Source organism: Streptomyces sp. NPDC029296 (assembly GCF_055569255.1).
The window spans coordinates 18,593-36,200 of record NZ_JBVHXT010000057.1 but is presented as its reverse complement, the minus strand read 5'-3'; the positions used below and the strand labels follow the sequence as shown (position 1 = coordinate 36,200).

9 protein-coding genes and 1 pseudogene are annotated in these 17,608 nt (G+C 72.9%); 5 read left to right on the top strand and 5 right to left on the bottom strand.

The window, feature by feature from the left end:
- Positions 1-16: 16 nt before the first annotated feature.
- Complete coding sequence (locus ACZ4W9_RS36120; RefSeq protein WP_467942980.1) at positions 17-586, bottom strand: GNAT family N-acetyltransferase; 570 nt, start codon at positions 584-586, stop codon at positions 17-19.
- A gap of 253 nt (positions 587-839) precedes the next feature.
- On the opposite strand from ACZ4W9_RS36120, the gene secA reads away from it, so the two are divergent.
- A complete protein-coding gene (gene secA / locus ACZ4W9_RS36115) occupies positions 840-3,647 on the top strand; it encodes a preprotein translocase subunit SecA (RefSeq protein WP_467942978.1) in 2,808 nt (935 codons plus the stop codon).
- A 100-nt stretch (positions 3,648-3,747) separates the two neighbouring features.
- On the opposite strand, the gene ACZ4W9_RS36110 is transcribed toward secA, so the two are convergent.
- Positions 3,748-4,227: an Rv3235 family protein gene (locus ACZ4W9_RS36110; RefSeq protein WP_467942977.1), complete on the bottom strand. Its 480-nt coding sequence runs from the start codon at positions 4,225-4,227 to the stop codon at positions 3,748-3,750.
- A 327-nt stretch (positions 4,228-4,554) separates the two neighbouring features.
- Between ACZ4W9_RS36110 and ACZ4W9_RS36105 the strand changes: the two genes are divergently transcribed.
- Together ACZ4W9_RS36105 and ACZ4W9_RS36100 are read left to right on the top strand one after the other, a co-directional pair.
- Positions 4,555-5,067: a DUF6912 family protein gene (locus ACZ4W9_RS36105; RefSeq protein WP_467942975.1), complete on the top strand. Its 513-nt coding sequence runs from the start codon at positions 4,555-4,557 to the stop codon at positions 5,065-5,067.
- Positions 5,068-5,115: 48 nt separating this feature from the next.
- Positions 5,116-5,781 carry an HAD family hydrolase gene (locus ACZ4W9_RS36100; RefSeq protein ID WP_467942973.1) on the top strand — a complete coding sequence of 222 codons (666 nt, stop codon included), beginning with the start codon at positions 5,116-5,118 and terminating at the stop codon, positions 5,779-5,781.
- Between the two features lie 139 nt (positions 5,782-5,920).
- Here ACZ4W9_RS36100 and ACZ4W9_RS36095 read toward each other — a convergent pair whose 3' ends face one another.
- On the bottom strand, positions 5,921-6,487 hold the full coding sequence (locus tag ACZ4W9_RS36095) for a DJ-1/PfpI family protein (protein WP_467942971.1): 567 nt from the start codon (positions 6,485-6,487) through the stop codon (positions 5,921-5,923).
- Positions 6,488-7,145: 658 nt separating this feature from the next.
- Here ACZ4W9_RS36095 and ACZ4W9_RS36090 point away from each other — a divergent pair.
- Positions 7,146-12,092, top strand: a complete 4,947-nt coding sequence (locus ACZ4W9_RS36090) for an NAD-glutamate dehydrogenase (RefSeq protein ID WP_467942969.1) — start codon at positions 7,146-7,148, stop codon at positions 12,090-12,092.
- Between the two features lie 89 nt (positions 12,093-12,181).
- Positions 12,182-13,694: pseudogene (locus tag ACZ4W9_RS36085) on the top strand (hypothetical protein).
- Between the two features lie 38 nt (positions 13,695-13,732).
- Here ACZ4W9_RS36085 and ACZ4W9_RS36080 read toward each other — a convergent pair.
- A complete protein-coding gene (locus tag ACZ4W9_RS36080; protein ID WP_467942967.1) occupies positions 13,733-15,376 on the bottom strand; it encodes a glycosyltransferase family 2 protein in 1,644 nt (547 codons plus the stop codon).
- Entirely contained in the window at positions 15,373-17,592 is a 2,220-nt protein-coding gene (locus ACZ4W9_RS36075) for a CDP-glycerol glycerophosphotransferase family protein (protein WP_467942965.1), read from the bottom strand. Before ACZ4W9_RS36075 ends, ACZ4W9_RS36080 begins: the two co-directional genes overlap by 4 nt.
- Positions 17,593-17,608 lie beyond the last annotated feature (16 nt).

Sequence of the window (17,608 nt, the reverse complement as noted above, 5' to 3'; positions counted from 1 at the left end):
CGCCTCCCGGAGCGCCTCAGGGGCGCGCGGGCAGGTACGGGGCCGTGGACGGCAGACCGAGGTCCGAGGGGAGCAGCGAGCCGACCCAGCAGTCCCGGCGCACCCCCTTGTTGACGACGCCGGAGCGCAGGACGCCCTCGACGGTGAAACCCGCGCGCTCGGCCACCGCGCGGGAGGCGTGGTTGCCGACCTCGGCGCGCCACTCGACCCGGTCCGCGCCGGTCTCGGCGAAGCCCCACCGGCAGGCGGCGCACGCGGCCTCCACCACATAGCCCCGGCCGCGGTGCTCCCTGGCCGCCCAGAACCCGATCTCGGCCGTACCCGGCGAGCGCGCCGTCAGGGCGAGCATGCCGGCCAGCTCCCCGCCGGCGAGGAACACGCCGAAGGTGAACATCGTGCCCTGCGCCCACCCGTCGGGGACGATCCGCTCCGTGAAGCCGACCGCGTGCTCGGGCAGATAGGGCGAGGGAACCGTCGTCCAGCGCTGGATGTCGGGATCCTGCGCGGCCGCGTACACCGCGTCGGTGTCCCCGGGGCCGACCGGGCGCAGCAGCAGACGGTCCGTGGTGAGCGTGACAGGGTCCATCACCCGATTCTGCTCGGGGCACCCGGCCGGGGCCACGGATTTCCGCGCCGCGTGAGCGCGTGATCACAATTCGCGTAATTCCCGGCACCGGCGCGGCACCATCCGGACGCCCCGGCCGTTGTCCTCGGTGAAGCAGCCACCGGGCCGCCAGGCCTCCCGGCGCGGCCGGGTCCTCGCATACGATGGCCGTTGCTCAGTACGTCAGAAGGAAAACCGACCGTCCCAGGCCCGACCGGCAAGGAGACCAGCCCCCGTGTCCGTCCTCTCGAAGATCATGCGTGCAGGCGAAGGCAAGATCCTGCGCAAGCTGCACCGCATCGCGGACCAGGTCAACTCCATCGAAGAGGACTTCGTCGACCTCTCCGACGCCGAGCTGCGCGCCCTCACCGAGGAGTACAAGCAGCGGTACGCCGACGGTGAGAGCCTGGACGACCTGCTCCCCGAGGCGTTCGCCACGGTCCGCGAGGCCGCCAAGCGCGTCCTCGGCCAGCGTCACTACGACGTGCAGATGATGGGCGGCGCCGCGCTCCACCTCGGCTATGTCGCCGAGATGAAGACCGGTGAGGGCAAGACCCTCGTCGGCACCCTGCCCGCGTATCTGAACGCCCTGTCCGGGGACGGCGTCCACCTCATCACGGTCAACGACTACCTGGCCGAGCGCGACTCCGAGATGATGGGCCGCGTCCACAAGTTCCTGGGCCTGAGCGTCGGCTGCATCCTCGCCAACATGACGCCGGCCCAGCGCCGCGAGCAGTACGCGTGCGACATCACCTACGGCACGAACAACGAGTTCGGCTTCGACTACCTGCGCGACAACATGGCGTGGTCGAAGGACGAGCTGGTGCAGCGCGGCCACAACTTCGCCATCGTGGACGAGGTCGACTCCATCCTCATCGACGAGGCCCGCACCCCGCTGATCATCTCCGGTCCGGCCGACCAGGCCACCAAGTGGTACGGCGACTTCGCCAAGCTGGTCACCCGCCTCAAGCGCGGCGAGGCCGGCAACCCGCTCAAGGGCATGGAGGAGACCGGGGACTACGACGTCGACGAGAAGAAGCGCACGGTCGCCATCCACGAGTCCGGCGTCGGCAAGGTCGAGGACTGGCTGGGCATCGACAACCTCTACGAGTCGGTGAACACCCCGCTCGTGGGCTATCTGAACAACGCCATCAAGGCCAAGGAACTGTTCAAGCGCGACAAGGACTACGTCGTCATCGACGGCGAAGTCATGATCGTCGACGAGCACACCGGCCGTATCCTCGCCGGCCGCCGCTACAACGAGGGCATGCACCAGGCGATCGAGGCGAAGGAAGGGGTGGAGATCAAGGACGAGAACCAGACGCTCGCCACGATCACCCTGCAGAACTTCTTCCGCCTCTACAAGAAGCTGTCCGGCATGACCGGTACGGCGATGACCGAGGCCGCCGAGTTCCACCAGATCTACAAGCTCGGCGTGGTCCCGATCCCGACCAACAGGCCGATGGTCCGCAAGGACCAGTCGGACCTGATCTACCGCACCGAGGTGGCCAAGTTCGAGGCGGTCGTGGACGACATCGCCGAGAAGAACGAGAAGGGCCAGCCGATCCTCGTCGGCACGACCTCCGTCGAGAAGTCGGAGTACCTCTCGCAGCAGCTCAGCAAGCGCGGCATCCAGCACGAGGTGCTGAACGCCAAGCACCACGAGCGCGAGGCGCAGATCGTCGCCCAGGCGGGCCGCAAGGGCGCGGTGACGGTGGCCACCAACATGGCCGGCCGTGGTACGGACATCAAGCTCGGCGGCAACCCCGAGGACCTCGCCGAGGCGGAGCTGCGCCAGCGCGGCCTCGACCCCGAGGAGCACATCGAGGAGTGGGCCGCGGCCCTGCCCGCCGCCCTGCAGAAGGCCGAGCAGGCCGTCAAGGCGGAGAAGGAGGAGGTCGAGGCGCTCGGCGGTCTCTACGTCCTCGGCACCGAGCGGCACGAGTCGCGGCGCATCGACAACCAGCTGCGCGGCCGTTCCGGCCGTCAGGGCGACCCGGGCGAGTCCCGCTTCTACCTCTCGCTGGGCGACGACCTGATGCGCCTGTTCAAGGCCCAGATGGTCGAGCGCGTGATGTCCATGGCGAACGTGCCGGACGACGTGCCGATCGAGAACAAGATGGTCACCCGCGCGATCGCGTCCGCGCAGGCCCAGGTCGAGACGCAGAACTTCGAGACCCGTAAGAACGTCCTGAAGTACGACGAGGTGCTCAACCGGCAGCGCGAGGTCATCTACGGCGAGCGCCGCCGCGTCCTGGAGGGCGAGGACCTGCACGAGCAGATCCGGCACTTCATGGACGACACGATCGAGGCGTACGTCACCGCGGAGACCTCCGAGGGCTTCCCCGAGGACTGGGACCTGGACCGGCTGTGGGGCGCGTTCAGGCAGCTGTACCCGGTGAAGGTCACCATCGAGGAGCTGGAGGAGGCGGCCGGCGACCGCGCCGGTCTGACCGCCGAGTTCATCACCGAGTCCATCAAGGAAGACATCCACGAGCAGTACGAGGCCCGCGAGGCGCAGCTCGGCTCCGAGATCATGCGCGAGCTGGAGCGCCGGGTCGTGCTGTCGGTCCTGGACCGCAAGTGGCGCGAGCACCTCTACGAGATGGACTACCTCCAGGAGGGCATCGGCCTGCGCGCGATGGCGCAGAAGGACCCGCTGGTCGAGTACCAGCGCGAGGGCTTCGACATGTTCACCGCGATGATGGACGGCATCAAGGAGGAGTCCGTCGGCTACCTGTTCAACCTGGAGGTCCAGGTCGAGCAGCAGGTCGAGGAGGTCCCCGTCGAGGCGCAGGCCGCCGGCGAGGGCGTACAGGACACCGTGCCGGCGCAGGCGGGCGGGCGCCCGGAGATCCGCGCGAAGGGTCTGGACGTGCCGCAGCGCCGGGAACTGCACTTCTCCGCGCCGACGGTCGACGGCGAGGGCGGCATCGTCGAGCGGGACCTGGAGGACGAGGAGCCGGTGCGGTCGGAGTCGGACGGGCTGACCCGCGCGGAGCGGCGGCGGCAGGCCAAGGGCGGCCGGCGTCGCAAGAAGTAGCGCGCAGGCCCGGGAAGGGCCGACGTTCTCGGAAGGGCCGGGTCTCCGTTTTCGGAGCCCGGCCCTTCCGGCGTCCGGGGGTGGTGGGCCGGCGGGGGAGTCACCTGGGGCCCGTTTCCACCGCCGTGCAGCGCCAGCGGAGGTCCCGGCCCCGCTCCAGGCGGAAGGCCATGGCGCGCAGGCGGTCGCCGGTGGCGATGCGGGCGAAGACCTCCAGGGAGCCCTCGCCGGCGACGTAGTAGCCGATGTCGTGGACGACCGGGCGGGTGCCGCGGGTGCGCAGCGGGCTGCGTTCGGCCAGGCGGGCCAGGTCGTCGTAGGCGCGGCCGGCCGTGTGGCGGAGCATCCAGTGGACGGGCCGCTGGCCGCTCAGGACGGCGAGCAGGCGGTCGGCGAAGACGTCGGTGGGGCGGGGCTGCCGTACGGCCGTCTCCGGCGCCGGACGGGGGCTCTCGGCGCGGGTGGCCGCCGGGCGGCTGGGCGTGCGGGGCGGGGCGCCGCCGGGGCGGCGGGTGTCCCGGCGGGTCGGCGGACGGTGGCGCGGGCGGGGCTGGACGGCACGGCTCATGACCTTGTTCATGGGGAACCCCGTTCGGCGGGCCCGGGGGATACCGGGCGGTAACCAGGTGGTGGGGATCTTGTACGGGGTGCGGGTGGCGCGGGCAAGCGGGGCACGGCCGGCGGGCGGGGCCCGGAAAGTTCACCTATCAGGGTGAGAGGAGCGGCACGGAGCCCGTGGGGAAGCGGGCGGAGGGGGTGAATCGGGGGCCGGGAGGTGACGGTTCGGCGGGGGTGGGGAGGGGCTCGAAAGGGGACGGGCGCACGTATCCTGAAGGCCCGCCGGGAGACGCGCCCGCCGCTCTCCCCGGGGCCCCAGCGGAGCCTTTGACCAGGAAAGGCGGCCAGCATGCGCGTCTACGTCCCCCTGACCCTCACCGCTCTCGCCGAGGCGCACAGGACGGGCGGGCTGGGGAACGCCCCCTTCGTCGCGTACGCCGTCACGCCCGCCCTGCGCGAGTGGTACGTCTCCGAGGACATCGAGGAACTGGAGTACGCGGCGCTCGGCCGGGCCGCGCTGGCCTCCCTGCGGCTGCTGGCGGCGGACCCGGACGCGGTACGGCGCCGGGTCGTGGTCGCGGTGGACGTGGCCGACGGCGCCGCGAGCGCCGACCCGGACCGCGGGCTCGAACCGGCCGCCCTCGGCGAGGTGACCGTGCGGGTCCCGGTGCCGCTGGCCAAGGCGGCCTCCGTGCACGTCGACGCCGAGGACGCGGAGCCGGACGTGGCCGCGGCGGCGCGGGCGCTCCCGGCGGCGGACGGCGGGGACGACGACGCGCGGTTCGTCGTGGACGGGGCGGACGACCACGAGCTGCTCTGGTACGCCACGCAGGAGATCCCCCACCTGGTCGGACAGGGCTGACCCGGGGCGACTCCCCGGTTGTCGGTGGCGGCGGGTACGGTCTCGGGCATGGGGACGCAGGCTGTGCACATCGTCTGGGACTGGAACGGAACGCTCTTCCACGACACCGACGCGATCATCGGGGCGACGAACGCCGCCTTCGCCGAGCTGGGGCTCGCGCCGATCACACTGGAGCAGTACCGCTCGCTGTACTGCGTGCCGGTGCCGAAGTTCTACGAGCGGCTGCTCGGCCGGCTGCCGAGCGACGCCGAGTGGGAGCTGATGGACACCACCTTCCACCGGCACTACACCGAGCACCGGGTGCGGTGCGGGCTGACCGAGGGGGCCAGGGAGCTGCTCTCCGGGTGGCGGTCGGACGGGCACAGCCAGTCGCTGCTGAGCATGTACGGGCACGAGGAGCTGCTGCCGCTGGTGCGCGGCTTCGGCATCGAGACGCACTTCCTGCGGGTCGACGGGCGTACCGGGCCGTCCGGCGGCAGCAAGGCCGAGCACATGGCGCGGCACCTGGAGGCGCTGGCGGGGGTGGCGGAGCCGGAGCGGACCGTGGTGATCGGGGACGCGGCGGACGACGCGGTCGCGGCGCGGCACGTGGGGGCGCGGGCCGTGCTGTACAGCGGCGGGTCGCACAGCCGGGCCAGCCTGGAGGCGGCCGGGGTGCCGGTGGTGGACACGCTGGCCGAGGCGGTCGCGCAGGCGCGGCGGACAGCGGCGTAACCGGGGCGGCGCGGCGTGCCCCGCGCGCGGGCGCGGCAACCCGTGCGGATCGGCCGCGACGCGTTCGCCGTCTCCGCGGCGCTCCCGCCGCCTCGCGACGGCCGAGGCCCCGTGGCGGGAGCGGAGCGGTCACGCCGGGTCAGTTCGCCGGTGCGGCCGTTCGCAGCACCTTCAGGAACTCCCGCATCCACGCCGGGTGATCCGGCCAGGCGCGGGAGGAGACCAGGGTGCCGTCGACGACCGCCTCGGTGTCCTGGAAGTCCGCGCCGGCCGCCTGCATGTCGGGTTCCAGTGCCGGGTAGGCCGTCACCCGGCGGCCGCGCAGGGAGTCGACCGCGGCGGTGAGCAGCGGGCCGTGGCAGATCTGGGCGACGGGCTTGTCCGCGTCGAAGAACGCCTTGAGGATCTTGCGCAGTTCGGCGTCGTTGCGCAGGTACTCGGGCGCCCGCCCGCCGGGGATCACCAGGGCCGCGTACGCGCCGGGGTCCACCTCGGCGAACGCCAGGTCGGCGGGCCAGGTGTAACCGGGCTTCTCGGTGTAGGTGTCGTAGCCGGGCTCGAAGTCGTGGACGACGAAGCGGAGCGTCTTGCGGGTGGGGGCCGCGATGTGGACCTCGTAGCCTTCCTCGCGCAGCCGCTGGTAGGGGTAGAGCACCTCCAAGGACTCCGCCGCGTCTCCGGTGACGATGAGGATCTTCGTGGGCATGTCGGCTCCTCGCAGACTCCGTGCGTGAGGGGGACCCCAGGGCTCCGCGGCGGGGCGCCGGGCTCCGCGGCGGACTCTGGCACCCTGCCCCCGCCGGGCGCGCTTGCCAAGAGGGCCGGGTGCTCTTCAGGGTGCGGCGGCGGACGCGGGGACGCGACCGGATGGCCCGGCCCGGACCGGACGACCGGCCGCCGGCGGATGGCCGGATACGTCACCCGTACCCACCCCGCCGCTGTGCAGAACGTCAAACTTCACCGTTCGGTTTTGTACACATGCGGCTCATGACGCGCCCCGGGGCAAGAGCGATAGCCTTGTGGCGTGATCAGCGCGATATCTCGCGGGGGCGATCCTGCCCCTGCCCCGCGCCCGGGTTGCACGGCCTACCTCCGTGACCGGGCGGCGGTCGCTGGTCCTCGCGGGCGGGACGGGGGCGCCGATGCCCCCGGGGCGCCGAGGACGGTCCGGATACCGACGGTGCCGAGAGCAGCGTCACACCCGGACGGCGTCATGAAATTGGCCGAATTCTCCCCGCTCATCTCACCTCGCGGCATACCGTCGGAAGCGACCGGACACCCCGGGACGTGGCGTTGTGTCGCAAGGGAAGAGACAGAACTTCCTTCTACGTCACGCAACGGCGCGCGACAGGAGTCAGAGGACAATGCAGACCAAGCTGGACGAAGCCAAGGCCGAGCTGCTCGAGAGGGCCGCCCGGGTAGCTGAGAACAGCCCGGTCGGGGGGCACCTACCGACCGGGACGACGAGCGAGGGCACCCCCGGCACCCCGGACAGCGAATCCGTGCTCGCGTTCCTCCAGCGCTACTACCTGCACACCGCCCCGGAAGACCTCGCCGACCGCGACCCGGTCGATGTCTTCGGCGCCGCGGTCTCGCACTACCGGCTCGCCGAGACCCGCCCGCAGGGCACCGCCAACGTGCGGGTGCACACCCCGACCGTGGAAGAGAACGGGTGGACGTGCAGCCACACCGTCGTGGAGGTCGTCACCGACGACATGCCCTTCCTCGTGGACTCGGTCACCAACGAGCTGACGCGGCAGGGGCGGGGCATCCACGTCGTCATCCACCCGCAGTTCGTGGTCCGCCGGGACCTGACCGGCAAGCTGATCGAGACGCTGCCGGCCCCGCCCGTCGGCGAGGACCTCCCGCACGACGCGCACATCGAGTCCTGGATCCACGTCGAGATCGACCGGGAGACCGACCGCGCCGACCTGAAGCAGATCTCCGCCGACCTGGTGCGCGTGCTGTCCGACGTGCGCGAGGCCGTCGAGGACTGGGAGAAGATGCGGGAGGCGGCGACCCGGATCGCCGACGGCCTGGGCGGCGAGCCCGTCCCCGCCGACCTGCCCCGCCCCGAGGTCGAGGAGGCCCGCGAGCTGCTGCGCTGGCTGTCCGCGGACCACTTCACCTTCCTCGGCTACCGCGAGTACCAGCTGCGCGACGACGACACGCTCGCCGCCGTTCCCGGCACCGGTCTCGGCATACTGCGCGCGGACCCGCACCACGCCAAGGAGGACCAGCACCCGGTCAGCCCCTCCTTCGAGCGCCTGCCGGCCGACGCCCGCGCCAAGGCCCGCGAGCACAAGCTGCTGGTGCTGACGAAGGCCAACAGCCGGGCCACCGTGCACCGGCCGTCGTACCTGGACTACATCGGCGTCAAGAAGTTCGACGCGGACGGCAACGTCGTCGGCGAACGCCGCTTCCTCGGCCTGTTCTCCTCCGCCGCGTACACCGAGTCCGTGCGCCGGGTGCCGGTGATCCGCCGCAAGGTGGACGAGGTCCTGGCCCGGGCCGGCTTCTCGCCGCACAGCCACGACGGCCGCGACCTGCTCCAGATCATGGAGACCTACCCGCGCGACGAGCTGTTCCAGACGCCGGTCGCCGAGCTCCAGTCCATCGTCACCAGCGTGCTCTACCTCCAGGAGCGCCGCCGGCTGCGGCTGTACCTGCGCCAGGACGAGTACGGGCGCTACTACTCGGCCCTCGTCTACCTCCCGCGCGACCGCTACACCACCGGCGTGCGCCTGCGGATCATCGACATCCTGAAGGAGGAGCTGGGCGGCACCAGCGTCGACTTCACCGCCTGGAACACCGAGTCGATCCTCTCCCGGCTGCACTTCGTGGTCCGCGTCCCGCAGGGCACCGAGCTGCCCGAGCTGTCGGACGCCGACAAGGAGCGCATCGAGGCCCGCCTGGTCGAGGCGGCCCGCTCCTGGGCCGACGCGTTCGCCGAGGCGCTGACCGCCGAGTGCGGCGAGGAGCGCGCGGCCGAGGTGCTGCGCCGCTACAACCACGCCTTCCCCGAGGGCTACAAGGCCGACCACAGCCCGCGGGCCGCCGTCGCCGACCTGGTCCACCTGGAGCAGCTCAGCGAGGACAAGGCCTTCTCGCTGAGCCTGTACGAGCCGGTGGGCGCCGCGCCGGACGAGCGCCGCTTCAAGATCTACCAGAAGGGCGGCACGGTCTCCCTGTCCAAGGTGCTGCCGGTGCTGAGCCGCCTCGGCGTCGAGGTCACCGACGAGCGGCCGTACGAGCTGCGCTGCGCCGACCGCAGCACCGCCTGGATCTACGACTTCGGTCTGCGCATGCCGAAGTCGCTCGGCGGCGGCAACGGCGACTACCTGGGCGCCGACGGCCGCGAGCGGTTCCAGGACGCGTTCGCCGCGACCTGGACCGGCAAGGCCGAGAACGACGGCTTCAACGCGCTCGTGCTGAGCGCGGGGCTGACCTGGCGGCAGGCGATGGTGCTGCGCGCCTACGCCAAGTACCTGCGGCAGGCCGGCTCGACCTTCTCGCAGGACTACATGGAGGACACCCTCCGCAACAACGTCCACACCACCCGGCTCCTGGTCTCCCTGTTCGAGGCCCGGATGTCCCCGGAGCGGCAGCAGGCCGGCGTGGAGATCACCGACGCCCTGCTGGAGGAGCTGGACGCGGCCCTGGAGCAGGTGGCCAGCCTGGACGAGGACCGCATCCTGCGGTCGTTCCTGACCGTCATCAAGGCGACCCTGCGCACGAACTTCTTCCAGGAGGGGCCGGGCGGCGAGCCGCACGACTACGTCTCCATGAAGTTCGACCCGCAGGCCGTCCCGGACCTGCCCGCGCCGCGCCCGGCGTTCGAGATCTGGGTGTACTCCCCGCGCGTGGAGGGCGTGCACCTGCGCTTCGGCAAGGTCGCGCGCGGCGGCCTGCGCTGGTCGGACCGGCGGGAGGACTTCCGTACGGAGATCCTCGGCCTGGTCAAGGCGCAGATGGTGAAGAACACCGTCATCGTGCCGGTCGGCGCCAAGGGCGGCTTCGTCGCCAAGCAGCTGCCCGACCCGGCCGTGGACCGCGACGCCTGGCTGGCCGAGGGCATCGCCAGCTACAAGACGTTCATCTCGGCGCTGCTCGACATCACCGACAACATGGTGGCCGGCGAGGTCGTGCCGCCGCGCGACGTGGTCCGGCACGACGGCGACGACACCTACCTGGTGGTCGCCGCCGACAAGGGCACCGCGACGTTCTCGGACATCGCCAACGGGGTCGCCGGGGAGTACGACTTCTGGCTGGGCGACGCCTTCGCCTCCGGCGGCTCGGCGGGCTACGACCACAAGGGCATGGGCATCACCGCGCGCGGCGCCTGGGAGTCCGTCAAGCGGCACTTCCGCGAGCTGGGCGTGGACACGCAGAGCCAGGACTTCACGGTCGTCGGCATCGGCGACATGTCCGGTGACGTCTTCGGCAACGGCATGCTGCTGTCGGAGCACATCCGCCTGGTCGCCGCCTTCGACCACCGGCACATCTTCATCGACCCCACCCCGGACGCGGCCACCTCCTACGCCGAGCGCCGCCGCCTGTTCGAGCTGCCCCGCTCCAGCTGGGCCGACTACGACACCGCGCTGCTGTCGGCGGGCGGCGGGATCTTCCCCCGCACCGCCAAGTCGATCCCGCTCAACGGCCACATCCGCGAGGCCCTCGGCATCGACGGCAAGGTCACCAAGATGACCCCGGCCGACCTGATGCGGACCATCCTCAGGGCGCCGGTGGACCTGCTGTGGAACGGCGGCATCGGCACGTACGTCAAGGCGTCGACGGAGTCCAACGCCGACGTCGGCGACAAGGCCAACGACGCCATCCGCGTCGACGGCAAGGACCTGCGGGCCAGGGTGGTCGGCGAGGGCGGCAACCTGGGCCTGACCCAGCTCGGCCGGATCGAGTTCGCCCTGCACGGCGGCAAGATCAACACCGACGCGATCGACAACAGCGCCGGCGTGGACACCTCCGACCACGAGGTGAACATCAAGATCCTGCTGAACGGCCTGGTCGCGGACGGCGACATGACCGTCAAGCAGCGCAACAAGCTGCTCGCCGAGATGACCGACGAGGTCGGCTCGCTGGTCCTGCGCAACAACTACGCGCAGAACACCGCCCTGGCCAACGCCCTGTCCCAGGCCAAGGACATGCTCCACGCCCAGCAGCGGTTCATCCGCCACCTGGTGCGCGAGGGCCACCTGGACCGGGCGCTGGAGTTCCTGCCGACCGACCGGCAGATCCGCGAGCGCCTGGCCCAGAACCAGGGCCTGACCAGCCCGGAGACGGCCGTCGTCCTGGCGTACACGAAGATCACGGTGGCCGAGGAGCTGCTGCACACCTCGCTGCCGGACGACCCGTACCTGCGCGGTCTGCTGCACGCCTACTTCCCGACGGCGCTGCGCGAGCGGTTCGCCGACGCCATCGACACCCACCCGCTGCGCCGCGAGATCACCACCACCGTGCTGGTCAACGACACGGTCAACACGGGCGGCACGACGTATCTGCACCGGCTGCGCGAGGAGACCGGCGCCTCCCTGGAGGAGATCGTCCGCGCCCAGACCGCGGCCCGCGCGATCTTCGGCTCGGCATCGGTGTGGGACGCCGTGGAGGCTCTGGACAACAAGGTCGACGCGGCCGTGCAGACCCGCATCCGGCTGCACTCGCGCCGTCTGGTCGAGCGCGGCACGCGCTGGCTGCTGAACAACCGGCCGCAGCCGCTCCAGCTCGCCGAGACGGTGGAGTTCTTCGCCGAGCGGGTCGAGCGGGTCTGGCAGGAGCTGCCGAAGCTGCTGCGCGGCGCGGACCTGGAGTGGTACCAGCACGTGTACGACGAGCTGTCCGCGGCCGGCGTCCCGGACGAGCTGGCCACCCACGTGGCCGGTTTCTCCTCCGCCTTCCCGACGCTCGACATCGTCTCGGTGGCCGACCGCACGGGCAAGGAGCCGCTGGACGTCGCCGAGGTGTACTACGACCTCGCCGACCGGCTGGACATCACCCAGCTCATGGACCGCATCATCGAACTGCCCCGCACCGACCGCTGGCAGTCGATGGCCCGCGCCTCCATCCGCGAGGACCTGTACGCGGCGCACGCGGCCCTCACCGCGGACGTCCTCGCGGTGGGCGACGGCACCTCGACGCCGGAGCAGCGGTTCGAGGCGTGGGAGCGGAAGAACGCGGCGATCCTGGGCCGGGCCCGCACCACGCTGGAGGAGATCCGCGGCTCGGACTCCTTCGACCTCGCCAACCTGTCGGTGGCGATGCGCACGATGCGGACGCTGCTGCGCACGCACTCGTAGCCGTCCGGTGGGAAAGGCGCCCCGGGCCCGTCGCGGCCCGGGGCGCCTTTCGCGTGTGCGGGCGGTGGGCGGCGTAGGGTCGGTGGACCATGCAGACCGCGCCGTCCGACACCGCACGGGAGCGCCGTACGGCGGCGGCGCACGGCCCGGTGGCCCGCGCCGGCCGGGTCGCGGCGCGGGCCGCCGCCGCGCTGGTCGTGGCGGGGCTGCTGCTGGTCGTCGTCCGGCTGCCGTGGGCGGGCGACCTGGGCATGCACGCGGCCACGCTCCAGCGGCTGCGGCACAGTCCGCTGCGTCCCGGCGATCCGCTGGTCGACGCCGCCACGCCGAGCCCGTACTACTCGCCGTGGACGCTGCCGCTCGGCATCGTCGCCAGGCTGACGGGCCTGTCCGTCTTCGTCGTGCTGCGCCTGGCCGCGCTCGCCGGCCTCGCCCTCCTGGTGACCGGGGTGCGGCGCTACGTCCGCACCCTCACCGCCGACCGCGCCGCCCCCGCCCTGGCCCTGCCGGCCCTGCTGTTCCTGTGGGGGCCGGCGCCGTTCGCCTGGAGCGGGTTCCTCGGCCTGGAGTCCCTGGCGCTGACGGTGTCGTACCCCAGCGTGTGCGCCCTCGGTCTCGCCTTCCACTTCTGGGCCTCGCTGACCCGGGCGGCGCGCGGACCGGCCGGGTGGGGCAAGGGGGCCGGCCCTGGGGCTGCTGTGGGCGCTGATCCTGCTGTGCCATCAGTTCACCGGGGTGGTGGCGACACTGGGCGGAGCGGCCGCGGTGATCGCGGCCCGCCCGGCCCGCGCGACCCTGCTCCGCCTCGGCGCCGGACTGCCGCTCGGGCTGCTGGTGCTGTGGCTGTGGCCGTACTACGGCTTCTTCGCGCTGTTCTCGGCGGGCGGGGACCTGGAGGCCGTCCACCGGCCGCTGTACCGGGACCCGGCCGGGCGGTACGGGTACGCGCTCCTCGGCGTGGCCGCCCTCGGGTTCCGCCTGCGCCGCGACCGCCGGGACCCGCTGGCCCTGTTCTTCCTCCTCGGTGTCCTGCCGGTGGCGGCGGGCGGCCTGACCGGTCACTGGTCCTGGGGCCGCGCCCTGCCCGCCGCACTCGTCCCGGCCCAGCTCGCCGCCGCGCTGGAGGTGGTGTCGGCGGGGCGGCGTGCGGTGCGCCGGGGGTGGGCGTGCGTGCTGCTCGCCGCGCTGGCGGCGGGGGCCTGGACGCAGGCGGGGACGCTCGGGTACGTGGTGCCGCCCGACGCGCTGCCCGGGGCGGTCGCGGCGAAGTACCGGGCGCCGTGGGCGGGGTACCAGTGGATCGTCCGGGCCGGGGTGCGGTACGGGGACGTGGTGATGGCCGGTACGTCCGCGGCCCGGCAGATCCCCGCGTACGGGGCGTACACGGTGGCGCCCGGGTATCCGGACGTGTTCCTGCGGGACGCGGGGGCGAGAGAGCGGGCGGTGGAGCGGTACTACGCGGAAGGGACGGGGGCGGCCGAACGGCGGGGGATCCTGCGGGCGTACGGGGTGCGGTGGGTCGTGGGCGGCCCCGCGGCCCCGTGGCTCCGCCGGGTGGCCGTGGGACCGGGGCACCAGACCCTGTACCGCGTGGTTCCCTGAGCCGGTGCCGGCCGGGCGATGAGAGCGCCCCGGAGGGGCTACCCCAGCACGCTCGCCACCAGCCGCGCGGCGCTCCGCACGCGGGGAGGGACCACCCGGCGGGCCGGGCCGAGGAGGCGGGCCGTCACCCCGACCGGGCGCCAGCGGAGCTGGAGGCGGCCGGGGACGCGGGGCTCCGGTTCGGTGGTGACCTCGTGGCGGTGGACGCGGAGCGTGTGGCGCGGGAAGCCGGGTGGCGCGAGGAGCGGGGCGGAGTTCGACAGGCCCTGCTGGTCCAGGCGGAGCACGGGGTGGCGGACGCCGTCGAACCCCTGGAGGGGGAGGGAGGCCGCGGCGAGGTCGAGGCGGACCGTGCCGGTGAAGACGCCGGGGCGTACGGGATCCAGGCGGAACGGGACCGTCACGCGGCGCCGGCCGGGGGTCAGCAGGAGGGACGCGCGCTGGGGGCCGACGGGCAGCCGCAGGCCGGGGTCGTAGGTGCGGACCGTGAGCGTGAGGACCGGACCGGGGCCGTGCGTCAGCTCCGTGATCTCGTGGCGGAACCACGCCGTGGGGAACGGCCGGGTGGCCGGCTCCAGTTCGGACAGGTCCAGCTCACGGCGGGCGCGCTCCGTCGCCGGCGGGGTGTCGCCCCAGTACGGCACGCCCGCGCCGTCGGTCGTCACCCGCCGCGGCGCCACCCCGTGCCCCAGCCCGCGCGCCGCCACCCGGACGTCCTCCGTGCGCCCCTGCCGCAGCAGCTCCAGCACCACCCGCTCGGCCCGCGGCAGCCTGCCGTACGCGCCGGGGGACAGCGTGTCCAGGTAGGGGTTCACGATCTCGGCGAAGGACGCGATCCACTCCTCGTCCCGGTAGGGCAGATCGCCGGCGTACATGCGGAAGTCGTGCTTGAGGAACTTGTAGTCCTTGTCCTCCCGCAGCCCCGCGTGCCCGCTGTCCTGGAGGAACTCGTCGACCAGCCGCTGGACGCGCACCCGGTCGCGGACGTTGGAGAGCCGGTGCCGCTGGTTGGAGAGGGAGGCGGAGTCCGCCGCGGCGAACGGCTCGATGTACCAGACGTACACCGGGTCCGGGACGATCGTGAACGCCTTCGCCAGGCAGTAGGCCTGCGCGGAGAAGAGCTGGTCCTCGTAGTGGATGCCCTCGGGGAAGCGCAGCCGGTGGCGGTCGAGGAAGGCGCGGGCGTACATCTTGCTCGTCGCCAGGTGCTCGAAGAACAGCCGGGGGTCCTCCTCGATGCCCTCCAGGGTGCGGTGCCGGGCGACCAGGTGCGGCATCCAGGCGGAGCGGTGCCCGTTGTCGGCCCGGACCCGGCGCACCGCGCCCATGGCGAAGTCCACCTCGCGTTCCCGGTGCGCGGCGAGCAGCACCTCCACGGCGCGCGGCGGGAGTTCGTCATCGCTGTCCAGGAACATCAGGTAGGGCGCCCGGGCGATCTCGATGGCCCGGTTGCGCGGGGCGCTGCACCCGCCGCTGTTCTCCGGCAGCCGGATGACACGGACGCGGTGGTCCCGGGCCGCGAGCCGCCGGGCCACCTCGGGGGTGCCGTCCGTGGAGTGGTCGTCGCTGATGACGATCTCGATGTTCGCGTGGGTCTGCGCGCGGACGGAGGCGACCGCGCGGGGCAGACGGGCCGCGTCGTCGTGCACGATGACCGTGACCGTGACGTCGGGGCGGGTCATGCCGTGGCCTCCTCGGGGGGCGGGGCGGGGGTGCGGTCCTCGATCCGGAGCACCGGGGGCAGCGCCTCCTCCGGCTCGCCGAGGAACACCCGCCGTACCACCCGTTCGGCGGCGCGCCCGTCGTCGAACTCGCAGAACCGGCGCCGGAACGCGGCCCGTGCCTTGGCCGCGTTCGCGTCGCGCCAGGCGCCGGAGCGGAAGATCTCCGCGAGTTCCTCCTGGGTGCGGGCGACCTGGCCGGGGTGGTCGGCCATCAGGTCGAAGTAGACGCCGCGGGTGGTGCGGTAGGTCTCCCAGTCGTCGGCGTAGATCACGATCGGGCGGTCCAGGTTGGCGTAGTCGAACATGATCGAGGAGTAGTCCGTGACCAGCGCGTCGGCGGCCAGGCACAGTTCCTCGACGGGGTCGTAGGCGGAGACGTCGACGATCCGGCCCAAGCGGCGCAGGCCGGTCAGCGGGGAGGCGGCGCCGCCGTAGAAGTAGTGGGCGCGGACGAGGAGGACGGTGTGCTCGCCGAGGCGGTCGGCGAGGGCGGCCAGGTCGAGGCGGGGGGTGAAGCCGGCCTCGTAGTCGCGGTGCGTGGGGGCGTACAGCACGGCCGTCCGGCCGGGGGCGATGCCGAGGCGTGCGCGGGCGGCGCGGACGTCGGCGGCACCGGCCGTGTAGTAGACGTCGTTGCGCGGATAGCCGTGGTCCAGCGAGGTGTAGCGGGACGGGTAGGCGCGCTCCCACATGCGGGTGGTGTGGCTGTTGGCGCTGAGGCTGTAGTCCCATTTGTCGACGCGGGCCAGCAGGGCGGCGAAGTCCATGCCCTGGGCGGCGGCGGGGTGTTCGCGCTGGTCCAGGCCCATGCGTTTGAGCGGGGTGCCGTGGTGGGTCTGGAGGTGGATCGCGTCGGGGCGTTTGACCACGGCGTTCGGGAAGTTGACGTTGTTCGTCAGGTACTTCGCGGTGGCCAGGGTCTCCCAGTAGCGGCGGGTGCCGGGGATCACGTGGTCGGTGCCGGGCGGCAGCAGGGCCGCGTTCCGCGGGGTCACCACCCACACGGGGTGGACGTGGGGGGCGAGTTCGGCGAGCTTCGCGGCGATCGCGGCCGGGTTGCAGGCCACCCCCCGGTTCCAGTAGGCCGCGAACACGGCGAGGTCCGGGTCCACCGGGCGGCCGAGCGCACGCCGGTACTGGTGGTCGCGGACCTTGGCGCCGAGCCGCCGCTTGCGGGCGCGTACGGCCGTACGGGCGGCGCGGCGGGTGCGGTTGGCGGCTTGCAGCGCGCGGTAGCGGGTGTAGGCGCCCTCCTCCAGCAGCGCGTGCCGTACGCCGTCCAGGCCGGGCGGGCGGCGGTGGCCCGCGGGGCGCCAGTGGACCGCGGCCAGCGAGGCGCGGCGGAAGAACGCGCGGGCCACGTCCTCGGGGAGGTCCTCGCGGGCGAAGGTGGTGACCAGGTCGCGGACCATCAGGTCGTACAGCACCGCGTGGGCGGCGGGGCGGTCCCGGGCGAGCGGGAGCAGCGACTCGTAGCGGTCGACGAGCGCGAGCCGGTCCTCGGGGGTGCGGGGCGGCAGGCTCTGAGGGCGCAGGACGCGGTGGTCGTAGGCGGTCTGGTTCAGGCAGGCGACCCGGCCGGCGTACAGCAGGGCGGCGTGCGCGGCGCGCGGTTCGTCGTCGGTGGCGAGGAGTTCCCCGTGGGCGTGCCAGAAGGCGGCGCGCAGGGCGCGGTTGCCGAGCAGCGGGGCGAGCCGCAGCAGGTCGGCGGCCTCGTCCAGGGACCGGGCGGCACGGCCCGCGGCGGCGAGGCGGCGGCCGTCGGGGGAGGGCCGGGCGGCGGCCTGCCAGGTGGTGGTGACGTGGTCGAAGAGGAGGACGTCGACGGGGTCCGCGCCGTCCGCGCCGGCCGTGGCGTCCAGTTCGGCGGTCCGCTCGGCGATCAGCCGGGGTGCGCCGGCCGGCAGGCCGTCCTTGGCGTGGACGAAGTGCAGCCACCGGCCGGACGCCCGGGCGGCACCGGCCGCGCGGGCCGCCGCGTCACCGGTGCCCTCCGGCAGCGGTACGACGACCGTCTCGGGCGTGTGGCCCTCGGCGGTCTCCCGCGCCCAGTCGCCGACGGCGGCGACGATCACCTCGGCGTCGGGCAGGGGGTGGGCCGCCAGGGAGTCCAGCAGCGCGGCCAGGTGCCCCTGTGCGTTCGGCCCGTGGACGATCACGCTCAGCTGGGGCATCGCGGTGGACTCCTTC